General features: G+C 71.3%; 18 protein-coding genes. 9 read left to right on the top strand and 9 right to left on the bottom strand.

The window, feature by feature from the left end; all coding sequences use genetic code 11:
* Nucleotides 1–68 precede the first annotated feature (68 nt).
* Nucleotides 69–653 (bottom strand): hypothetical protein, encoded by a 585-nt coding sequence (locus ACFO60_RS08505; protein WP_380838893.1) that lies wholly within the window; start codon nt 651–653, stop codon nt 69–71.
* 893 nt (nt 654–1,546) lie between these two features.
* On the opposite strand from ACFO60_RS08505, the gene ACFO60_RS08500 reads away from it, so the two are divergent.
* The 3 genes from ACFO60_RS08500 to ACFO60_RS08490 all read left to right on the top strand — a co-directional run bounded on the left by ACFO60_RS08500 (nt 1,547) and on the right by ACFO60_RS08490 (nt 3,743).
* Nucleotides 1,547–2,221, top strand: coding sequence for a TetR/AcrR family transcriptional regulator (locus ACFO60_RS08500; RefSeq protein WP_380838891.1), 675 nt, complete (start codon nt 1,547–1,549; stop codon nt 2,219–2,221).
* A gap of 59 nt (nt 2,222–2,280) precedes the next feature.
* Complete coding sequence (locus tag ACFO60_RS08495) at nt 2,281–3,291, top strand: LLM class F420-dependent oxidoreductase (RefSeq protein ID WP_380838889.1); 1,011 nt, start codon at nt 2,281–2,283, stop codon at nt 3,289–3,291.
* A gap of 113 nt (nt 3,292–3,404) precedes the next feature.
* A complete protein-coding gene (locus tag ACFO60_RS08490) occupies nt 3,405–3,743 on the top strand; it encodes a YkvA family protein (RefSeq protein WP_380838887.1) in 339 nt (112 codons plus the stop codon).
* 23 nt (nt 3,744–3,766) lie between these two features.
* Here ACFO60_RS08490 and ACFO60_RS08485 read toward each other — a convergent pair whose 3' ends face one another.
* Both ACFO60_RS08485 and ACFO60_RS08480 read right to left on the bottom strand, forming a co-directional pair.
* Nucleotides 3,767–4,966, bottom strand: coding sequence for an amidohydrolase family protein (locus ACFO60_RS08485; protein WP_380838885.1), 1,200 nt, complete (start codon nt 4,964–4,966; stop codon nt 3,767–3,769).
* Between the two features lie 136 nt (nt 4,967–5,102).
* On the bottom strand, nt 5,103–5,906 hold the full coding sequence (locus ACFO60_RS08480; RefSeq protein ID WP_380838883.1) for an SURF1 family cytochrome oxidase biogenesis protein: 804 nt from the start codon (nt 5,904–5,906) through the stop codon (nt 5,103–5,105).
* A 208-nt stretch (nt 5,907–6,114) separates the two neighbouring features.
* Between ACFO60_RS08480 and ACFO60_RS08475 the strand changes: the two genes are divergently transcribed.
* A complete protein-coding gene (locus ACFO60_RS08475; RefSeq protein ID WP_380838881.1) occupies nt 6,115–6,768 on the top strand; it encodes a VC0807 family protein in 654 nt (217 codons plus the stop codon).
* An 11-nt stretch (nt 6,769–6,779) separates the two neighbouring features.
* Here the strand turns inward: ACFO60_RS08475 and ACFO60_RS08470 are convergent, their stop codons facing one another.
* Complete coding sequence (locus ACFO60_RS08470; protein ID WP_380838880.1) at nt 6,780–7,271, bottom strand: winged helix-turn-helix transcriptional regulator; 492 nt, start codon at nt 7,269–7,271, stop codon at nt 6,780–6,782.
* A gap of 66 nt (nt 7,272–7,337) precedes the next feature.
* Between ACFO60_RS08470 and ACFO60_RS08465 the strand changes: the two genes are divergently transcribed.
* The 4 genes from ACFO60_RS08465 (at nt 7,338) to ACFO60_RS08450 (ending at nt 11,476) form a co-directional block, all read left to right on the top strand.
* The gene (locus ACFO60_RS08465; protein WP_380838878.1) at nt 7,338–7,916 is read left to right on the top strand and encodes a GNAT family N-acetyltransferase; all 579 of its coding nucleotides are present in this window, start codon (nt 7,338–7,340) and stop codon (nt 7,914–7,916) included.
* A 98-nt stretch (nt 7,917–8,014) separates the two neighbouring features.
* A complete protein-coding gene (locus tag ACFO60_RS08460) occupies nt 8,015–8,605 on the top strand; it encodes a TetR/AcrR family transcriptional regulator (RefSeq protein WP_380838876.1) in 591 nt (196 codons plus the stop codon).
* Between the two features lie 137 nt (nt 8,606–8,742).
* On the top strand, nt 8,743–9,594 hold the full coding sequence (locus tag ACFO60_RS08455; RefSeq protein ID WP_380838875.1) for an LLM class flavin-dependent oxidoreductase: 852 nt from the start codon (nt 8,743–8,745) through the stop codon (nt 9,592–9,594).
* Between the two features lie 238 nt (nt 9,595–9,832).
* Nucleotides 9,833–11,476 (top strand): MFS transporter, encoded by a 1,644-nt coding sequence (locus ACFO60_RS08450; protein ID WP_380838873.1) that lies wholly within the window; start codon nt 9,833–9,835, stop codon nt 11,474–11,476.
* Nucleotides 11,477–11,691: 215 nt separating this feature from the next.
* Here the strand turns inward: ACFO60_RS08450 and ACFO60_RS08445 are convergent, their stop codons facing one another.
* From ACFO60_RS08445 to ACFO60_RS08435, 3 genes are all read right to left on the bottom strand, one after another.
* Nucleotides 11,692–12,123, bottom strand: a complete 432-nt coding sequence (locus ACFO60_RS08445; RefSeq protein ID WP_380838871.1) for a hypothetical protein — start codon at nt 12,121–12,123, stop codon at nt 11,692–11,694.
* A 14-nt stretch (nt 12,124–12,137) separates the two neighbouring features.
* On the bottom strand, nt 12,138–14,138 hold the full coding sequence (locus ACFO60_RS08440) for a vWA domain-containing protein (RefSeq protein ID WP_380838869.1): 2,001 nt from the start codon (nt 14,136–14,138) through the stop codon (nt 12,138–12,140).
* A 270-nt stretch (nt 14,139–14,408) separates the two neighbouring features.
* Complete coding sequence (locus tag ACFO60_RS08435) at nt 14,409–15,434, bottom strand: aldo/keto reductase (RefSeq protein WP_380838867.1); 1,026 nt, start codon at nt 15,432–15,434, stop codon at nt 14,409–14,411.
* 103 nt (nt 15,435–15,537) lie between these two features.
* On the opposite strand from ACFO60_RS08435, the gene ACFO60_RS08430 reads away from it, so the two are divergent.
* Nucleotides 15,538–16,497, top strand: coding sequence for an AraC family transcriptional regulator (locus ACFO60_RS08430; RefSeq protein ID WP_380838865.1), 960 nt, complete (start codon nt 15,538–15,540; stop codon nt 16,495–16,497).
* 27 nt (nt 16,498–16,524) lie between these two features.
* Here the strand turns inward: ACFO60_RS08430 and ACFO60_RS08425 are convergent, their stop codons facing one another.
* Together ACFO60_RS08425 and ACFO60_RS08420 are read right to left on the bottom strand one after the other, a co-directional pair.
* A complete protein-coding gene (locus ACFO60_RS08425; protein WP_380838863.1) occupies nt 16,525–16,827 on the bottom strand; it encodes a hypothetical protein in 303 nt (100 codons plus the stop codon).
* A 433-nt stretch (nt 16,828–17,260) separates the two neighbouring features.
* Nucleotides 17,261–20,308 (bottom strand): AfsR/SARP family transcriptional regulator, encoded by a 3,048-nt coding sequence (locus ACFO60_RS08420; RefSeq protein WP_380838861.1) that lies wholly within the window; start codon nt 20,306–20,308, stop codon nt 17,261–17,263.
* Between the last annotated feature and the right edge of the window lie 25 nt (nt 20,309–20,333).

Raw genomic sequence — 20,333 nt, 5'->3', positions numbered from 1 at the left:
GTCGGCGGAGGCCGTCCGGAGCCGGCTGGTGGCGTCCCTAGGCCGGCGGGGTGGCCGCCGTGCCGGGGTCAGCGGAACATGATGTCCCAGTGGCTCGGCTCGTCGGCGTAGATGGTGTGGCCCTGGGGGCGCTTCTCGTAGTAGAGCCGGGCGCCGTCGCCGCGGACCCGTCCCTGGTGCCTGCTCCGGATGAACCGGTCGATGCACCTGTTGTGGGCTATGTCGATCTTGTAGCCCTTGCCGTGGCTGTACCGGCCGCCGGCGTGGCCGGTCTCGGTGCCTCCGGTGACCAGCACGTCGCAGCCGCTGCGCCGTTTGAGGTTCACAAGGCCCCACAGGGTCTGCAGTCGCACGGTGGCCAGGGAGGTGCACGAGGTCCGGTGCCGGTTGACGCAGTTGCCCGAAGACCGCCACCGCAGGCCCGCGTGCCGCAGGCGCCGCGCCGCCTGCGGGTGCTGGAGCCGGAGGGCCTGGAATCGGCGATGCTGCGTCCACAGCACCGGGCTGACCATTCCGGCGGCTCTGGCGATGCCGCGTGCCGCCTGCCGCGAGGGCAGCGCACGCCGTGCGGCGGCCACGCGACGCGTGATCGGCGCCCGGCGGACGGCCGAGGTCCGCCGGAGGGCGCCGACGCTCTGGGAGCCGGCGGTCATCCGGGAGGCGGTGGCGCGCTGGGAGCGGGCTACGCGCCGGGAAGCGGTGGCTTGCCGGGAGCGGGTGATGCTTTCGGATGTGGCGGTTCGCCGCGAGCGGGCTACGCGCTTGGAAGCGGCGCCCTGTTGTGAACGGGTGGTCTGCCGTGCGGGGGTGACCCCCAGGGTGGGCGTGAGCTTCGGGGCGGTCGCCGCCCGCCGGCCGCGCACGGTTCTTCGAGCCTCCGCGACGCGTTGGGCGGCCGTGACGCGACCGGAAAGGGCGGCCTTGCGGGGCGACGCTGCCTGGCGGGAGGGCTGGACGCGCCGGGATATGGCGGCCTTGTGGGGAGATTCGGCCTGCCGGGATACGGCGGCGTCCCATGGGAGTTCGCGCTGCCGGAGAGCGGCCTGCCGGGAGGCGGTGGCCTTGCGAGGGAGCGCCGTGCGGCGCGTGGCCGCGTCCGGGCCCGCGGCATGCGGGGTCGCCCGCCGCGGCGTCGCGCGTTCCGCGATGGCGCGTCCGAGCGCGGCTCGTCGAGGAAAGGCCGCGTTCGCCGTCCGTGTGGTCACCTCCGCCTGTGAGCCCAAGGGCCCGTTCGTCATCTCCGGCTCGACCCGGAACCCCGCCGCACCGCCCGGCCGCGGAGTCGCCGCCGAGGCGGGCTCCGCCGAACCCAACGCCGTCACTGTGATCTGCACGGCGAGCAACGCGCAGGCACCAAGCCACGCGGGCCCCCGAGTGCATGGATGCACACCCATATTGATCCTCTGTCGCAGGGCGCCCCTCCGCCAGGGGATCTATCCCACCCACTCGGAGTGCTGACTCCACTACTCTGCGTGTTTTGGTGGGAAAATGGCGGCCATGCTGTGCGTCTGTGACCATGAAGGGTTTCGGGCCGTACAGTGGCCACGTGGTCGAATCGACGCCGAGAGCGCGTGGGGGAGAAAAGACGCGGGAGGTCATCGTCGAGACGGCCCTGCGCCTGTTCCGTGAGCGCGGGTACGAGGCGACGACCATGCGGGCCATCGCGGCCGAGGCGGGCGTCTCCGTGGGAAACGCTTACTACTACTTTGCGTCGAAAGAGCAGTTGGTCCAGGCCTACTACGATCGGGCGCAGTGCGAGCACGAGGCCGCGTGCCGGGACCTGCTGGCGGGCGAGCGGAGGTTCGCCGCCCGGCTGACCGGGGTGCTGCGGGCGTGGGTCCAGGTCTCCGAGCCCTACCACGGGTTCGCCGTCAAGTTCTTCAAGCACGCCTCGGAGCCGACCAACCCGCTGAGCCCTTTCAGCGGCGAGTCGACGCCGGCCCGTGAGGCGGCCATCGGCATCTACCGGCAGGTCGTCGAGGGCTCCTCCGATCGCATCGACGCGGAGTTGCGCGAGGAGCTGCCCGAGCTGCTGTGGCTGTCCTCCCTGGGCGTGGTGCTGTTCTGGGTGCACGACGCCTCGCCGGGGTGCGAGCGCACGTACCGGTTGATCGAGGTCATGGTGCCGCTGATCGACCGGCTCGTGGGCCTCTCCCACCTGCCCGGCCTGCGCGGGGTGACCAAGGACTTCATCACCGCCATGCGCGAGCTGCGCGGCTGATCACCGCCATGCCGGAGGCCGCCGAACCGATCTGGTGCGCGACATACCGGCCGGTTGGTATGGTCGCCGTCAGGAGGTGGACAGTGAAGCGTTGGGGCATCACGATCCCGTTCTTCGATCGCACCATGGCCGAGTCCAAGGAACTGGTGGCCGAGCTGCCGGGGCTCGGGTACACCGACGCCTGGTCCGCGGAGGTCAGCGGCACCGACGGTTTCGTCCCCCTTGCCTTGGCCGCCGACTGGGCTCCCGAGCTCAGGCTCGGCAGCGCGATCATCCCGGTGTCCACCCGGGGGCCCGGCCTGCTCGCCATGTCGGCCGCGACGCTCGCCGACCTCGCGCCCGGGCGTTTCGTGCTCGGCATCGGCGCCTCGTCCCCGGTCATCGTGGAGCGGTGGAACGCCGGCGAGTTCGTCAAGCCGTACGGCAGGACGCGCGACACCCTGCGCTTCCTCAAGCAGGCCCTCGCGGGGGAGAAGGTCACGGAGAAGTACGAGACCTTCGAGGTCCGAGGATTCCGGCTCGATCGGGCGCCAAAGGTGCAGCCGAAGATCGTGCTGGCCGCCCTGCGCCCGCGCATGCTGCGCCTGGCGGCGGAGGAGGCCGACGGGGCGATCACCAACTGGCTGTCGCCGCAGGACGTGGGCAAGGTGCGCGCCGAGCTGGGCGCGGGCACCGAGCTGATCGCCCGCCTGTTCGTCTGCGTCAGTGAGGACGCCGAGAAGGTCAGGAGGCTGGGCAAGCGCATGCTGGCCGCCTACCTGACGGTGCCGGTCTACGCGGCCTTCCACGAGTGGCTGGGACGGGGCGAAGTGCTGCGGCCCATGCACGAGGCGTGGGCCGCGGGCGACCGTCAGGGCGCGCTCGACGTCATCCCGGACGAGGTCGTGGACGCGCTGATCGTGCACGGGGACGCGGCGACCTGCCGGGCACGCGTTCAGGAGTACGTCGACAACGGCCTCACGACGCCCGTGCTGGCCCCGATCGCGATGGGCGACGTCCCCATCCCCGAGGCCGTCCGCGCCCTCGCTCCGGCCGCCTCCGCCGCTTTCCCCGCCTCCGCCGCGCCTTGAGCGGAACTCCGCGGCGCGGGGCGGCGTTATCCGGGTGCGGGGCGGGGTAGTTGCGTGGGTCGACGAGACCCGGCCGTGCGCGTGTGACGGCGGCACAGACGGAGGTGGCCCTCATGAGCAAGGCTGGACGCGCGGCCGCGGCCTATCGCGCTTATCAGGACATCAGCCGCCCGGGCTCGCCAAGCCTGATGGCGCGCCTCAGGGCAGTGCCGCGGATGATCGGCGGTTCGCTGCGCGGGGAGTACCGCGACCTGGGCAAGAGCAAGCTGGCCCTCATGGGGCTGGGCGTGCTCTACATCGTCTCGCCGATCGACGTGCTGCCCGACTTCCTGCCGCTGATCGGAGTCGCGGACGACTTCGGCGCGTTCCTGTGGCTCATGACCTCTCTGTTCGGCGAGAGCGGCCGCTACGTCGAGTGGGAGCGCAAGCGGCTGCGCGGCGAGCTCGCCTGAGACCGCCAGGGACGGGGCGGGGCTCAGTCTTCGCCTTCGCGGAGGAGCCAGGCCCGTGAGGGCAGGGGATGGCCGAACAGGCGGGCGGCGTTGCCGTACGCCACCCTGCCGATGTCGGCCGGGGGCAGGCTTCCCAGGTTGCGGGCCAGGGCCTGCTGGACGTCCGGCCAGGTGGACTCGGAGCGGGGGTAGCCGCTCTCGAGCAGGACGTGCTCCAGGCCGACGGCCAGGCGCACGCCGGACAGGGCGTAGTCGTCCAGCGTGCCGAAGTAGAAGTTGCGGCGGAGTACCTCGCTCGGCTTGAGGCCGCCCTCCCATGTCGCCTCGCCGGCGACGGGGTGGTCCAGGGCGTAGTCGGCTCGCGCCGCGAGCATGGGCAGCCACCCGACGCCGCCCTCGACGATGAGAATGCGCAGTTTGGGGAAGCGCAGCGGAATGCCCGACCAGAGCCAGTCGGCGCAGGCGAACATGGCGCTCGCCGGGATCATGGTCGTGATGGCCTCGATGGGCGTGTCCGGCGAGGGGACCGGCGACCACGACGAGGCGCCGGTGTGCAGGCAGACGACCGTGCCGGTCTCTTCGCAGGCGGCGAAGAACGGGTCCCAGTGACCGGTGTGGATGGACGGCAGCCGCAGCCGGGTCGGGAACTCGGGGAAGACCACGGCCTTGAAGCCGCGGGCGGCGTTGGCGCGGATCTCCTTGGCCGCGACCTCGGGGTCGGGCAGCCATGGGAGCTGGAGGGCGATGATGCGCTCGGGGTAGGTGCCGGCCCAGACGTCGCAGTGCCAGTCGTTCCAGGCGCGGGTGAGCGCCAGGCCGAGGTCCTGGTCGCGGGTCTTGGCGAAGGCCATGCCCGACTGCACGGCCAGCATGCCGGGGAAGCTGAGCGCCGCCCACACGCCGGCGATGTCCATGTCCTTGATGCGGGCCTCGATGTCGTGGCACCCGGGCCGCATCTCTTCGAAGCGCACCGGGTCGAGCGTCCACTGGTCGCGCGGCAGCCCGGCGCCGGCGTCCATGCCGGCGCACGCGTAGGTCGCGCCGCTGTACCGCCACACCTGATGGCCCGCTTCGGTCTCCACGACCTTGGGGGCCATGTCGACGTACCTTTCGGGGAGCCGGCCCTCGAAAAGGTCCGGCGGTTCGATCAGGTGATCGTCGACGCTGATGATCACATAATCTCGCCGCCTCGGCTCGGGGTCAGGGGGCAGCGATGAGTTCACAGGGAAAACCGTATGCCGCAGGAATAACACCAGACAAGCTGGGAGGTCTCCGATCGGTATCCGTTCGCGCGCGGAGCGGCGTCCGCCGTCGTGAGAGGCCTTACCTCAAAGCGTGACGATTACGACAAGCGGTCAGTCATGGGACGGTGTCTCCAGCGGGGACGCCGTCGGTGGCCGGGGCGGCGCGGCGTTCGGCGTCGAGGTCCTTCGCCTCGCGGCGGATCAGCGTGAACCACCCGCCGATCGCGATGCCGATGAACAACCACCACTGCACGGCATAGGCCAGGTTGAGGCCGCCGCCTCCGCCCAGGTCCGGCTCGGGAACCGGCTCGGGCTCGGCGGCGGCGGCGGGGCGCTGCCCGGTCAGCTCGACGTATCCGCCGAACAGCTTGTAGGGCATCGCCTGGGCGAGCTTCGGGGTGTCGATCAGCAGGACCTGGCGGGGCGGCAGCCCGGCGCGGTCGGTGATGCCGGCGTTGTCCTCGTTCTCCGCCGGATGTAGCCGGCCGGTGACAGTTACCTCACCGGCGGTCGGCGGAGGGACCTCCGGCGGGGTGTCGGCGGTCGGCCCCATCGTCACCCAGCCCCGGTTGACGATCACCGCGGTGCCGTCCGCCGTGACGAGGGGCGTGAGCACGTAGAACCCGGGCCGGCCGTTCTGCGGACGGCGCCGTACGACCAGCTCATGCGCGGGGTCGTAGTGACCGGTGGCCGTGACCGTGCGGAACTTCACCGCCTCGGGCACGCTCGCCCCCGGCCTGTCCAGCTCGGACAGCGGCACCGCCGCCGCGGCGATGTTCCCGTTGGCCCGTTCGCTCGCCGCCGACCGTTCTTCGTAGCGTCCGAACTGCCATCTGCCCAGGAAGACGAACGCGGGGATGAGCAGCAGGACCAGCAGGTGGAACGCCAGCCAGCGGGGCCTCAGGAGGAACCGGTACACGCTCTCAGCCTAGGCAGGCCGGCGAGTGGTCCCCGACCCGGCCACGGCGGGCAGGGTCTCGCCATGCGCGTCCTTGTACGTGGTGAAGGTCCGCCCACCGGCCGATCATGATCTCGTGGAACCAGTCGCGAACGGCGGAGGCATGCCGTACGGTCGTACCGATTTCATCCACGGCACGTCGCTCTGTCCCACAGGAGCCGTCTCGCATATGACCGCGTCCACTCTCGCGCTGCCGCCCTCGCCACAGCACATGGTGCTTCCAAGGATCTCCGTTCTCATCAGGCACGCCGCGCCGCGCGTGCTCGAGGGCATGATCCTTCCGGTCGCCGTGTTCTACGCCGGGATGCTGGTGGCCGGCGTCAAAGGCGGGCTGGCCATGGCGGTGGCGTGGGTGTACGGAGGGGCGGCGCTGCGGCTGGTCAAGCGGCAGAAGGTGCCCGGCACCGTGCTGCTGGCGATGCTCGCGATCACGGTGCGGGCGGTGCTGGCGCTGGTGACCGGCGACGTGGTCATCTACTTCCTGCAGCCGACGCTCGGCGTGTTCTGCGCGAGCCTCGCGTTCCTGTCGACCGCGGCCGCCCCGCGCCCGCTGATCCAGCGGGTCACCACCGACCTGGTGCCGTTGCCCGACCACCTCGTCCACCATCCCGTGATGCGCAGGTTCTTCGTCCACCTGTCGCTGCTGTGGGGCATGGTCCAGCTGGTCAACGGAACGCTGAGCCTGTGGCTGCTGTTCAGCGAGTCGATCGAGACCTACCTGATCGTCCGCACGTCCGCGGTGGCCGTCCTCATGGTGCTCGCCGCCGCGGCGTCGATCCTCGCCTTCAAACGGGTGCTCCGGATCGTCCAGCAGCGGCTGTGACCCCGCCTCCGCTAACCGGCGAGGCGGGCGCCGGGGCCGGCGTGGGGGGTGACCTCGCGGGGTGAGGGCACCTCGTGGCCGTCCGTGCAGCGCAGGTGCAGCTCGACGGGCGAGCCGCAGTCGCGGTGGGTGAGGACGACCGGGGGGCCTTCGGGGTCGGCCATGTGACGGTCGCCCCAGTGCATCAGGCTGACCATGATCGGATACAGGTCGAGGCCCTTCTGCGTGAGACGGTACTCGTCGCGGCGCCGGCTGCCCGGCTCGCGGTAGGGGACCTTGCGCAGCACCCCTTCGTCCACCAGTCGCGCGAGGCGGGAGCTGAGCACCTGCCGGGGCGCGCCGGTGCCGGCCTGCATGTCGGCGAACCGGCGGACGCCGTTGAACGCCTCCTTCAGCACGAGCAGCGTCCATTTCTCGCCGAGGATCGCGAGCGTGCGCTCGATCGAGCAGTTCTCCACCCTGAAAAGGGCCGGCTCGGACATGGAGGCATCGTAGGCGCTCACTTTCCCTCCCTCCAACGCAGCTAAGTCTAGTTGACAGACTCAGGTGCGCTGCGCGAGTCTGAGTCTATGAATCAGACCCAGGAGGAGGCTCGCCGGACGCTGCCGGCCCCCGTCCTCCTCGCCCCCCGCGCCCGCACGGCGCCCGAGACGCTCTCCGGTCCCGGACCGGCGGCCGCCGTGCTGATCCGTCCAGGCCGGCTGGACGACGAGGCGAGGGTGCGCTCCTTCGTCGAAGGGCTCTCCCCGGCGAGCAGGTCGCTGCGCTTCTTCAGCGGGGTGCCCCGGCCCGGCGGGGCGCTGGTGCGGGCCATGATCACCAGCAGTGAGGCCCGCGACGTCCTCGTGGCGGTGGACGCCGGCGAGCGGGTCATCGGGCACGCGATGAGCTTCACCCGCGAGGCGTCGACCGAGATCGCGGTGGTCGTGGCGGACGAGTGGCAGGGGGTGGGGCTCGGGTCCAGGCTCGTGCGCACGCTGCTGCGGCGGGCCGTCGCGCGCGGCGCGAGGGCCGTCACGATGGACGTCATGGGCGAGAACCGCAAGGTGCTCGCCATGGTCGGCCGATGGTGGCCGCACGCGGAGATGCGGGCCGCGTCCGGCGCCGTGGAGATCGCCGCGTCCCTGGAGGTCGCCGCGGCCGGATGAAGAATCGGCCCCGATGACGCCGGCTCGGTCAAGGTCGCTAAGATGGGGCGCGCCGCGGGGTTTGCAGAACAACGTTCTGTTGAGTAACCATTGACACTGTGAAGACCGCGAAGAACGGACGAGACGGCCGCACCCGCATCATCGAGGGTGCCCTGCGCCGCTTCAGCCAGGACGGAGTCTCGGCCACCACGCTCGCCAGCCTCCGCGAAGAGAGCGGCGTCAGCGTGGGGAGCTTCTACCACCACTTCGCCAGCAAGGAACACGTCTTCGGGGTGCTCTACTCCGAGATCCAGAACATGTACCAGCGGGCCTTCGTCGACGAACTGTGCCGGCACGAGAGCGCGCGGGGAGGCATCGAGGCGATCGTCGCCATGCACATGGCGTGGTGCGGCGAGCATCCCGAGCGGGCCCGCCTCCTGATCAGCGAACGCCCGCCGCGCCGCGAGGAGCCGGGCGGCCCCGAGGTCGCCGAGTCGCGGCGCGCCTTCTTCCGTCAGGTGTCCGACTGGTGGCGCCCGCACATGAAGGACGGCGTGCTGCGCCCGGTGCACCCCACCATGTGTTACGTGCTGTGGCTCGGCCCGGCCACGGAGATGTGCCGCCTGTGGTTCTCCGGCGCCCACCAGCCGACCGAAGATGAGATCAGGGCCCTGTGCGAGGCCGCCTGGCTCAGCCTCCGCCTCGCCTGAGCACAGATCGCGCCGTGTCCCTGGGGCGGCGCGGGGCGTCGGCGTGCCTGCGGCTGAACCTCGGGCCGGCCGTTTAGAGTGGGTCAACCCCGTTCCGTACCACTCCGGCAGACGCCACAGGACGGGGAGCGACCGCCATGAACGTCGGCCTCGGTCTGCCCGTCGGCGATCTGGAGGCCCTGCGCGCCTGGGCGTGCCGCGCCGAGGCCGGCCCGTTCTCGACGCTCGGCCTCCTCGACCGCATCGTGTACGACAACCCCGAGCCGCTGGTGACCCTCGCGGTCATCGCCGGGGCCACTTCGCGCATCCGGCTGATGACCGAGGTGCTGATCGCCCCGCTGCGGCCGGCCGCCCTGCTCGCCAAGCAGTGCGCGACCCTCGACCGGCTGTCCGGCGGCCGTCTCACGCTGGGCGTGGGCGTGGGGGTGCGCGAGGACGACTTCCAGGTGGCGCACGTCGACTACCACGGTCGTGGCAGGCGCCTGGACGAGCAGGTCAGGACGATGCGGCGCCTGTGGGCGGGTGAGGCGTACGGCGAGGGCGCCGGGCCGGTCGGGCCCGCGCCGGTCCGCGCGGGCGGTCCCGAGATGCTCTTCGGCGGGTTCGTCCCCGCGACCGCCGACCGCGTCGCGCGCCACGGAGACGGCTTCCTCGGGGCGATGTCCGATCCCGGGGAGATGGGCCGGTTCTTCCGCGCGGTGGAGAACGCCTGGCGGGTGGCCGGGCGCGACGGCCGCCCCCGCCTTGTGGCGCAGGCCAACGTGGCGCTCGGACCTGAGCCGGTCGTCGACGCCGCCAGGAGAGCCATCCGGGCGTACTACGACTTCGGCGGCTATCGGGACAAGGTCGTCCACGGCATGCTCACCACGCCCGCGGCGATCAGGGGCGCCGTCACGGCCTTCGGCGACGTCGGCGCCGACGAGGTCATGCTCTACTGCTGGGCCGCCGACCCCGGTCAGGTCGAGCGCATCGCCCACAGCCTCCCCTGAGCGGCATCACCCTGACCTGCGGGAATCCACGTCGGCCGCCCACATTGCTTGTCCACGTCGCGGCGGGCGACGGCGGGTGGCCGCGCTCCACTCACCGAAAGCTGGAATCGTCTTGACAATAAAGTTTGTCGGTGAGACGGTACTCGTATGCACGAAGTGGCGCTGATCGAAGCCCGGCCGGGCGGCGATCTCGCCGGGGACTCCGCGTAGCCGACCACCGACCACGAAGGAATGTGCGATGAATGCCAATGGCGAGATCACCGCCGGCCCGCGGGCCGGGCGGCGCGAATGGATCGGGCTCGCGGTGCTGGCCCTGCCGACCCTGCTCATGTCGCTGGACATCAGCGTCCTGTACCTGGCGCTGCCGCACCTGAGCTCCGGCATCGGCGCCGACTCCACCCAGCAGCTGTGGATCTTGGACATCTACTCGTTCATGCTCGCCGGCTTCCTGGTGACCATGGGCACGCTCGGCGACCGCATCGGCCGCCGCAGGCTCCTGCTGGCCGGCGCCGCCGCCTTCGGCGCCGCCTCCATCCTCGCCGCGTACTCGGTGAACCCGCAGATGCTCATCGCCTCCCGGGCGCTGCTCGGCATCGCCGGCGCCGCGTTGATGCCCTCGACGATGGCGCTGATCCGCAACCTGTTCCGCGACCCCAAGCAGATGGGCGCCGCGATCGGCATCTGGTTCGCCTGCTTCATGGGCGGCATGACCGTCGGCCCGCTGGTCGGCGGGCTGCTGCTGGAGCACTTCTGGTGGGGCTCGGCCTTCCTGCTCGGCGTCCCCGTCATGGTGCTCCTGCTGATCGCCGGCCCCCGCCTGCTGCCCGAGTACCGCGACCCGAACGCCGGCCGGCTCGACCTGGCGAGCGTCGCACTGTCGCTGGGCGCGATCCTCCCCGCCATCTACGGCCTGAAGGAACTGGCGCGCAACGGCGTGCAGACGCTGCCCGTCGCCGCTCTGGCGGCCGGCCTCGCCGTGGGCGCCGTGTTCGTCCTGCGCCAGCGCGGCCTCGCCAACCCGCTGCTCGACCTGCGCCTGTTCGCCAACCGCACCTTCAGCACCTCGATGGCGGTCGGCCTCATGGCGGGCATCGTCATGGCCGGCACCTGCCTGCTGTCCAGCCTCTACCTGCAGACCGTCCAGGGCCTCGGCCCGATGGACGCCGGGCTGTGGCTCCTCCCGCAGAACGTCGCGATGGTGGCCGGTTCGATGACCGCCCCGGCGCTGGCCCGCAAGATCCGTCCGGCCTACGTCATCACCATCGGCCTGCTGGTCGCCGCGGCCGGTCTGGTCGCCCACACCCAGGTGCCGAGCGTCGACGGCCTGCCGCTGCTGGTCACCGGACTGGTGCTCACGTCCTTCGGCATCGCGCTCCCCATGTCGCTGACCATGAACCTCATCATGGCCTCGGTCGTCCCCGAGAAGGCCGGATCGGCCGCCGCGATCAGCGAGACCAGCGGTGAGTTCGGCGTCGCCATGGGAATCGCCGCGCTCGGCAGCCTCGGCACCTTCGTCTACCGCACCCGGCTCACCGGCGACCTGCCGGCCGGTGTCCCCGCCGACGCCGCCGACACCGCGCACCAGAGCATCACCGCCGCGCTCGGCGCCGCGCAGCAGCTCGGCGACCGGCTCGCCGTCGACCTGGTCGACGCGGCCCGCACCGCCTTCACCAGCGGCCTGAACGTCGTCGCCGCCGTCGGGGCGACCATCTTCGTCGGCCTGGCCATCCTGTCGGCGATCATCCTGCGAGACAGCGGCGTCCCCGCCGCGCCCGCTCCGCAGGCCGGCCAGGCCGACGAGGCCGACGGCTCCGAGGACGCCGTCCGCGCCGGGAACGCCGAAGGTCTGCAGGACGCGCGCCTCCTGGCGAGCGTCGACTGATCCCGGCCCGGCCCGACCGAACCCCGACCTGACCCTGACCTGACCCTGACCCTGACCCGTTCCGAAGCCGGAGCCGGGTGGCCGCGAGACTTCGCCGGCCACCCGGCTCCTTCCATGCGCCGCGGCCCATGGCGCGGTCGTCGACCCCTACCGGCCGATCGCGTTCGCCAGGGCGTCGGTAGAACCGCCACCGGCCGATCGCGTTCGCCGGGGCGTCAGACGCGGGTGCTCCTGGCCGGCTCGGAGGCGGCCGGTGACGCCGGGGGTTCCGGGACGGCGGTTCGCGGCCCGGACTCCCGCTGGTGGGCGGCCAGGGCCAGGTCCAGGAGGAACGGCGCGAACAGCGCCGTCACCGCCTCGAGCACGGCGCGCAGTGTGACCTCCCCGGCGATAACCACGGTCAGCACCGCGAGGCCGATGGAGCAGGTGGCCAGGAAGGCGGTCCGCCGCCGCGGCAGGTGGCGGAGGTGGCTGACCAGATGTGGCGCCGCGTCGCCCAGGACCAGGCCAGCGACGTAGGCGCCGCAGACCACGACTCCGACGAGCAGGACGACGCCGGGCGGCGGATGCCCGGTGAAGTGCGAGATGGCCGCCGCGAGCGTCCCGGACACCACGGCCGCGATCCGGTGGGGGGTCGAAACCCGCATGGAGCCGCGTCCCTTCAGAAGTCCGCTATGAGATCGGTGAGCACCGTTCCGAGAGAGGCCGGATCGGTGGCGTAGTAGACCTGGCCGGAGGTGGCGTCGGCGATCCGGCCCATGGCCCGCGCAGCCTTGGAATCGATGTCCGTGCCGTAGGCGACGATCAGGACTCTGACCGCGCAGTTCTGGTCGTCGCCGCCGAGCTTCCCGGCCAGTCCGTCGAGGGTCAGCCCCTTCTTCTTGGAGTCCGCGCCGTCCGTCAGGACGATGACCGAACTGGTGGAGCCGGTCTCGCACCGCCCGGCAAGGTTCGCGACGGCGTCGGCGATGCTGTCGTAAAGCCCGGTTCCGCGCGTGCCCGAAGGGTGTCTCGTGGTGGCGAATCGCCGGAAGTTCGTCTGTACGTCGGCCAAGGTGCTCTTCGTGACCTTGGAGAGGGGGAGGATGTCCTCCCAGTCGCGTTTCCGCTCCGGATGCAGGGTGGCGAAGACGCGGACCCCGACCGCGTCGCCTTCGTGGAAGCCGGCGATCATCTGCTCGACCCCCGCCATCGCGATGTCGATTTTCGCGGCGCCGGTTTCCCTTACCGGGTCGTCCATCGACCCCGAATAGTCGATGAGCATTTGGGCCCGCAGGGGTTTGCGCAGCTCGGTCGCCCATGTGGTGAGGACGTCGTCGAAGAATCCACGCGGGCAGCTGATCGTGCCATTGTTCCCCGCAGGTTCGGCGGCGACGCAGGGCGGTTCCTGCAGATGATCATTGAAGCCCTCTTCGTAGACCGCCTTGTATTCGCCCGGATACAGATCCTGGACCTGCCGCGCGCCGAGGGCGAGCGAGCGCTGGGTCGCCGGATCGGTCACCCGGAAGCCGAGATCCTGGAACTCCTTCTGCCGCTCGGGCGCGAGAAGGTGCTCCTGGAACGCCTGCGCCACCTTGTTCTCCGCCGGATGCGTCTTCGGCGCGGGATCGATGAGCACGAACGGGTGGTCCGAGAGTATGGAGCGGTGCTTGAGGAAGATCGGCACCAGCGGGTCGTCCGGCCGTCGCTCCGGCCCGGCGTCCGGGCAGCCCACCTTGGCGGGTCCGCCGGTGTTGTACAGCCACACCGTCTGTTCCTCGATGACGATCGCCTGCCGTGAGTTCCCGGACTTCCTGGTGAGCCCGCACAGCAGGTCGATCGTGGTGTGCCCGTAGTGGCCGAAGGCCTTCTCCATCGCGCGGACGCCCTCGCGCACCTTCGCCCGCAGCCTCGTGATCTCGGCGGGGAACGGCTTCCCGGCGTCCGGCTTCCGCACCATGTCGGAGATCTCCTTGACCGCGCCCCCCTTCTTCGGGTCGCCCGCCTCCCAGATCATGCCGAGCGCGGCCTCCAGCCCGATCGTCGAGACGTTCGGATTGGTCTTCCCCAAAGGCGGATCGCAGGGCGTGTCCCCGCAGTCGGTGAAGTCCTTCCAGGTGATGGTGGCGGTCTTGAACCTGTCCAGCGAGCTCCGGTCGGACCGGCGCACGGCCACGACCATGGGTGAGCGCGCCAGGGACTTGGGCGGGCGGTTGGACAGGCCCAGTTCGTTCCTGGCGCACTGGTAGGCGTTCGCGCGGTCACCGCACGAGTCGGTGCGCTCCTTGAGCTGCACCCACCACATGGACGAGGCAGGCATCCAGATCAGCGGATAGTCGTCGAACGGCCCGGGCGCGTCCACCGCGCCGGGCGCGTCGTGCCGGCGCCAGGCCTCGATCAGTTTGAGAAGGGCCGACCCCGACTGGGAGTTGAGGACGTCCAGGCAGACTCGCTCGCCGTCCATCTCGTAGCCGTGCGGGCCGGTGAACTCCCGGGCCAGGCGCCGTACGACGCCGATCTTGTCGACGGAGGCGACGATGGGGATCGTGCTGTCGCCGACGCATCCTTCTCCCTGCGGCCGGGTGGTCAGGGTTCCGGAGAAGGGGATGAGCACAGATGCGGCGAGCATGGCCGCGACCGCCCCGCCGACCTGCGGGCCTCGTACGCGACCTGCCAAAGCCACCCCCCTCTTCTCTGAAATCGGTGCGAGAAGATTATGGTGCCAGATACCGCGATTTCCGCTGTATCACTTGACAGATCCCGGGCTCCGGCACCGGGCCTCGAAACGGCGGGTCGCTGATGCGGTCGAGACTTTTCCCTTCATCCGGTCAGACCAGATGAAGGATCCCGGAGAATGCGCGAAATCGGCCTTGGACGACGCGCGCGCCGCGCCCTCCAAGGCCGATTTATCCGATCTATCCGAAATGATAGATAACGGAGGTTTCTCCCATGTTCAGACCTGCTGCGGAAGCCTGTTCTGCTGTCCGAACTGCTGGACCCACGTCGGGTAGGGGGTGGGCTCGCCGCTCACCTCGTCGAGCTGGGCCAGGTCCTCGGCGGTCAGCGTCAGATCGGTCGCGGCCAGGTTGTCGGTGAGCTGGCCGACCCGCCGGGCGCCGATGATGACGCTCGTGACGGCGGGCCGGGCCAGCACCCAGGCGAGCGCGACGCGCGCCGCGCTGACCTCGTGGCGGGCGGCGACGGCCTTGAGCGCGTCGATGATGTCGTAGGCCTTCTCCCTGTCGACCGGCACGAACTGCGACTGTGCGTGCCGCGCGCCCTCGTCGGAGGTGCCGTCGCGGTCGGACTTGCCCGACAGCAGGCCCCCGGCGAGCGGGCTCCACACCATCAGGGCCAGATCCTCGGACCTGAGCATCGGGACCAGCTCGCGTTCCACGTCCCGGCCGGCCAGAGAGTAGTACGCCTGCACCGAGACGAACTCCGCCAGCCCGCGCGCGGCGGAGACGCCGAGCGCCTTGGTGACCTCCCACGCCGCGTGGTTGGAGCAGCCGATGTAGCGGATCTTGCCCTGGCGCACGGCGTCGTCCAGAGCGCGCAGCGTCTCCTCCACCGGCGTGCGGGGGTCGATGTTGTGGATCTGATACAGGTCGATGTGGTCGGTGCGCAACCTGCGCAGGCTGTCCTCCAGGGCGCGCATCACGTGCAGGCGCGAGAGCCCTACGTCGTTCGGCCCGGGGCCGACGCGAGCGGCGAGCTTGGTGGCCAGGACGACGTCGTCGCGGCGGTCCTTGAGCACCCGGCCGAGCAGCGTCTCCGACTCGCCGTCGGCGTAGACGTCCGCCGTGTCGATGAAGTTGACCCCCGCGTCCAGGGCGGTGCCGACGATCTGGCCGGTCTCCTCCAGCCCCAGCCCGCCGACCATCCTGTACACGGGGTGGCCGGCTCCGCCGAACGTCATCGTGCCCAGGCAGATCTCGGACACGTAGACCCCGGTGCGCCCCAGTGGACGAAATTTCATGATTTATCCCCCTCGCTAACCTTCGTCTTGCACGTTACGGAGTCCGTCCGCGACAATCCATGCGAGAAAGTCCGATTTTCTTGAGCGATCGTCCGGAGCCGGTGTGGATCCTCTGTCCAACGTGCTGTCCCTGCTGAACATCCAGAGCATCACGCCGTCGCGTCTGGAGGCGGGCGGTCCCTGGGCGTTGCGCTTCGACGGCTACCGTCACGTGAAGTGCGGCGCCGTGCTCGCCGGGTCCTGCTGGGTCACGGTGGGAGACATGGAGCCGGTGCGGGTCGAGGCGGGGGACTGCTACCTGATCAGCGGCGGCGCGCCCTATCGCATGGCCGGCGATCTGAAGACCGAGGCCGTGCACGCGCCCGTCGCCTACCGCGAGGCCGTGGACGGCGTGCTCCGCTACGGCACCGCCGACGAGGTCGTCATCGTCGGCGGGCCGATCGGGCTGGACGAGGCGAACGCCCGGCTGCTGCTGGACATCCTGCCGCCGTTCGTCCACGTGCCCGCGAGGTCCGGCCAGGCCGAGGCGCTGCGCGCCGCGCTGGGGTTGCTGGCCCACGAGAGCACCGCCCCCGGCCTCGGCGGCGAATTCATGGCCGACCTCATCGCGCGCATCGTCTTCGTCCAGACCCTGCGCGCGCACGCGGCGGCCGCGGCGGCCGAGGGCCGCCCGCCGGGCGGCTGGCTCAGCGCGCTCATGGACCCGCAGATCGGCCCCGCCCTCCGGCTCATGCACGAGGACAAGGCGCGCCAGTGGACGGTGGCGGAGCTGGCCACCGCGGTGGGCATGTCACGGTCGAGCTTCGCGCTGAGGTTCAAGACCGCCGTCGGCTCGGCGCCGCTGGACCATCTGCTGCGCTGGCGCATGCACTCCGCCGGCCAGGAACTGCGCCAGACGGGCCGTACGGTCCACTCCATCGCGGCCGACTGGGGGTATGGGTCCGAGAGCGCCTTCAGCAATGCCTTCAAGCGGGTCATGGGCGTCTCTCCGCGCGCCTACCGCGTCGGCGCGCCGGCGCGGGCAGGCGGGCCGGTGAAGGCGCCGCTGCCGATGGGCCGGTGAAGGGCGCCGGCGCCGAGGCGCGGGTGTCTAGGTGAGCTGGCGGAGACGGGTGGGGACGCGCCAGATCTCCTTGTCCAGCGAGATGTCCAGGCGCATGTCCAGACGGTGGCGGCGCAGGCCCGGGACCCGGAAGCGGTCTTGCACGTCGAAGCGCCCGCGGCGGGGGTATGCCAGCCCGATGGCGTCGGGCAGCACCCGGAGGTCGTCCCGGTTGCCGCAGCGCGGGCACGTCCATGCGACGAGATCCATGCCGCGGTTGTAGTCGTGACACGCCAGGAAGTACTCGTCAGGATCGAACCGGGACTCGCAGGCGAAGCAAGGGATCAGCATCGGGTTCCGCTCCTTGGTGCGGGTGGTGCGGGCGTACGCCCCCAGTCGTACATGTACCCGCTTACTCACTGCTTGCCGTTGACTTGACCCTCCCGGTACCCCAGGTGATCCGGTGCGTGTCCCATTCTCGGGGGGTTGATCCGCCATTGATCCGACGTTGAGCGCCGGGCGGGAGCCTGTGATGGCGCGCACGGAGCTTGGGGGGTTCAAGATCTGTGCGCACGTCCGGCCGGTCGTCGTCCTGAGGCGGTCGGTCGCCGCGAAGGCGCCACCGGCGAACCAACCGGGCCCCCGGCGCCCAGCGGCGGCAGACGATCGGCCGGACAACTCCATGCCCAGAGAAGAACGCCATGCGATATGTCGGGGATGTGCAGTGATAAATCACGTGTGGATGACGCGATTAGACGACGAGCCCATGAGCGGGGTCCGCGAGCTAATCGCCGACCTGATCCAGCTTCAGGAGCGCGCGAAGGTCGCCGGCCTCGGGGGATCCCAGCCGGGTGAAGATCTCCAGAGCCCGCTTGAGGCAGTCGCCGCTCCGGCGGACGCTGCCGAGGCCGGCGAGGGCCCGGCCTAGCACGGTCAGGGACAGCGCCTCCCCGTACGGGTGGCCGATCTCCCTGCTCAGCGTGAGCGCCTGCTCGGCGTACCTGGCCGCGTCCTTGTAGCGCTCGGCGGCGATGAACGTCTCGGCGAGCCGGGTGCACACCCGCTGCTCCCAGACCTTCTGGCCGCCGGCCCTGAAGAAGTCCAGGCACTCGGCGTGGTGCACCACCGCCTCGGTGAGGCGGCCCACCCGCGACAGGACGATGCCGAGCTGGTAGCGCGCGCGGGCCATGCCGGGATCGCTGCCCAGTTCGGTGAAGATCGCCAGCCCTCGGTGGGCGGCGGCGATCGCCTCCTCGCTGTTGCCGAGCCCCAGATGATCACGGGCCGAGTAGCTGGCCACGAGCGCCTCACCCGCCGCGGCGCCGATGTCCTGATAGGCCTTGAGCGCGGAGTCGAACAGCGCCAGCGCGTCCTCGTGGCGGCGCCTGCGTCCGGCGACGACGGCCAGGCCGTTGTAGATCTCACCGGTGACGATGTGGTCGCCGGTGGAGTCGGCCAGGTTCAGGGCCGCGCGGAACTGCTCCTCGGCGTCGTCCATCCGGTTGCTGCCGAACAGGACCCGGCCGAGGACGTAGCGGCAGCGCAGCTCGCTCACCTTGTCGTTGACGGCCTGCGCCGCCGCGATCACCGTGCTCGTGCGGGAGGCGAACTCGCGGACGTAGGCGCCGGACTCCAGCAGCGGCTCCATGGCGACCAGCAGATCGGCGGCGGGCGGCAGCGCCTCGGCCGTCGGGCCGGACTCGGCGATCTGCCCGATCGTGGCGAACAGCGCCTCGGCCTCGACGGTGAGCCACGTCACGGCCTCGTCCGCGCCCGCGAAGCCGCGCCCGGGAACGCCCGAGGACACCAGGTGGTCGGAGATCACGCTGCCCTCGTACGCGAGCCGGTGCGCGGCCTGCGCCGACGACAGGTAGAAGCCGAGCAGGCGGCGCAGCGCCAGCGCCTGGGCCTCCGGGCTCTCGGTCGCCTCCGCCTGCTTGCGGGCGAACAGCCGCAGCAGGTCGTGGAAGCGGTAGCGGCCGGGCGCCGGGGCCTCCAGCAGGCTGACGTCGACCAGCGACTCCAGGATGTCCTCGGTCTCGATCATGCTGAGCGACAGCACCGCGGCGGCGGCCTGGATGCCGATGTCCGCGCCGTTCGGCAGCGAGAGCAGGCGGAACGCCCGCGCCTGCCCCGGGTCGAGATGCCCGTAGCCCAGCGAGAAGGTGGCGTCCACGGCCAGGTGCCCGATACGCATCTCGGAAAGGCGGCGGCGCTCGTCGGCGAGCCGGGGGACGAGGGAGGCCACCGTCCACGAGGGCCGCGCCGCGAGCCTGGCCGCCACGATGCGGACGGCCAGCGGCAGGAAACCGCAGATGGCGACCACGTCCATCGCGGCGGGGCGCTCCGCCGCCACGCGCTCGGGGCCTGCGACCGCCGCGAACAGCGTCAGCGCCTCGTCCGGCTCCATGACCTCGAGGTCCAGCAGCCGGGCCGAGGGCAGGTCGGCCAGCTTGCCCCGGCTCGTGATGATCGCCGCGCACCCGGCCGTGCCCGGGAGCAGGTGCTCCACCTGCTCGGCGTCGCGGGCGTTGTCCAGCAGGACGATCATCTGCCGGTCGGCGAGCAGCGAGCGGAACAGCGCCCCGCGCTCGCCGAGGCCGTCGGGGATGATGTCCACCGGGATGCCGAGCGCGCGCAGGAACGCCGCCAGCACCGACTCGGGGGCCGTCGGCTCCTTGCCGTAGCCGCGCAGGTCGGCGTAGAGCTGCCCGTCGGGGAAGACGTCATGGAGCGAGTGGGCCACGTGCACGGCGACGGTCGTCTTGCCGACGCCGCCGATGCCGGAGACGGCGGCGACGGGCATGCCCTCGGTGCCGGTGGCGCTCGTCAGCAGGGTGCGCAGCCGGTTGACGACCTGCCTGCGTCCGGTGAAGTCGCTCACGGCGGCCGGGAGCTGCGCGGGACGCGGCATGTCCTGGAAGCCCTCGTGCTCGGCCTCCTCGGCCTCCCCTCCGGAGAACGACGTGTCGCCGCCCTTCGCCGAGGCGGGGGCGTGCGGCTCGCGCGCCGGTTCGCGACGCTCCCCGGCGCCCGTGGACGAGGCGGGCGCGGCGGCGCGCCGCTCGGTCGAGATCGGAGCCCAGGCCAGCCGGGGATCGGCGACGAGGATGCTCTGGTGCAGGGATGACAGCTCGTGGCCGGGGTCGATGCCCAGCTCGTCGACGAGTGCCCGCCGGGTGTCGGAGAACACCGCCAGCGCCTCCGCCTGCCGCCCGCAGCGGTAGTAGGCGAGCATGAGCTGGCCGCGCAGCCGCTCTCTGAGCGGGTGTTCGGAGGTCAGGGCGAGCAGCTCAGGGATGACGTCGGCGTGCCGGCCGAGCGACAGGTCCAGCTCCATCAGGCTCTCGACGACGCCGATGCGGCGTTCGACGAGCCTGCCCCGCTGGCTCTCGATGTAAGGGCCGAGGGCGCCGGCGAGCGGCTCGCCCGACCACAGGGCGAGGGCGTCGCGCACGGTGTCGGCCGCGCCCACCAGGTCGCCCCCCTTGCGCCGCGCCTCCGCCGCGGCCACCGAGCGTTCGAAGACCGCCAGGTCGAGGGCGTCGGGGGCCAGGCGCAGCGCGTATCCCCGGCCCACCGAGGTCAGCAGCTCGGGGCGCATGCGCGGGGAGCGATCGGGCTCCAGCACGGCCCGCAGCCGGGACACGTACGTACGCAGCGCGCCCAGCGCCCGGGGCGGCGCGTCCTCCCCCCAGATGGCGTCGATCATCTCCATCGGGGTCACCGCCCGGCCCTCGCGGAGCAGCAGCATGGCGAGGATGGACCGTTGCAGGGGCGTGCCCAGCTCGACCTCCCGGCCCGACAGCCACGCCTGAACCGGTCCGAGCACCGCGAAGCGAAGGCCAGCCGAACCC

The sequence above is a fragment of the Sphaerisporangium dianthi genome (assembly GCF_042654065.1).
Classification (GTDB): domain Bacteria; phylum Actinomycetota; class Actinomycetes; order Streptosporangiales; family Streptosporangiaceae; genus Sphaerisporangium; species Sphaerisporangium dianthi.
Note: the sequence above shows the minus strand (reverse complement) of the source record. Positions and strands in the feature narration are given on the sequence as shown.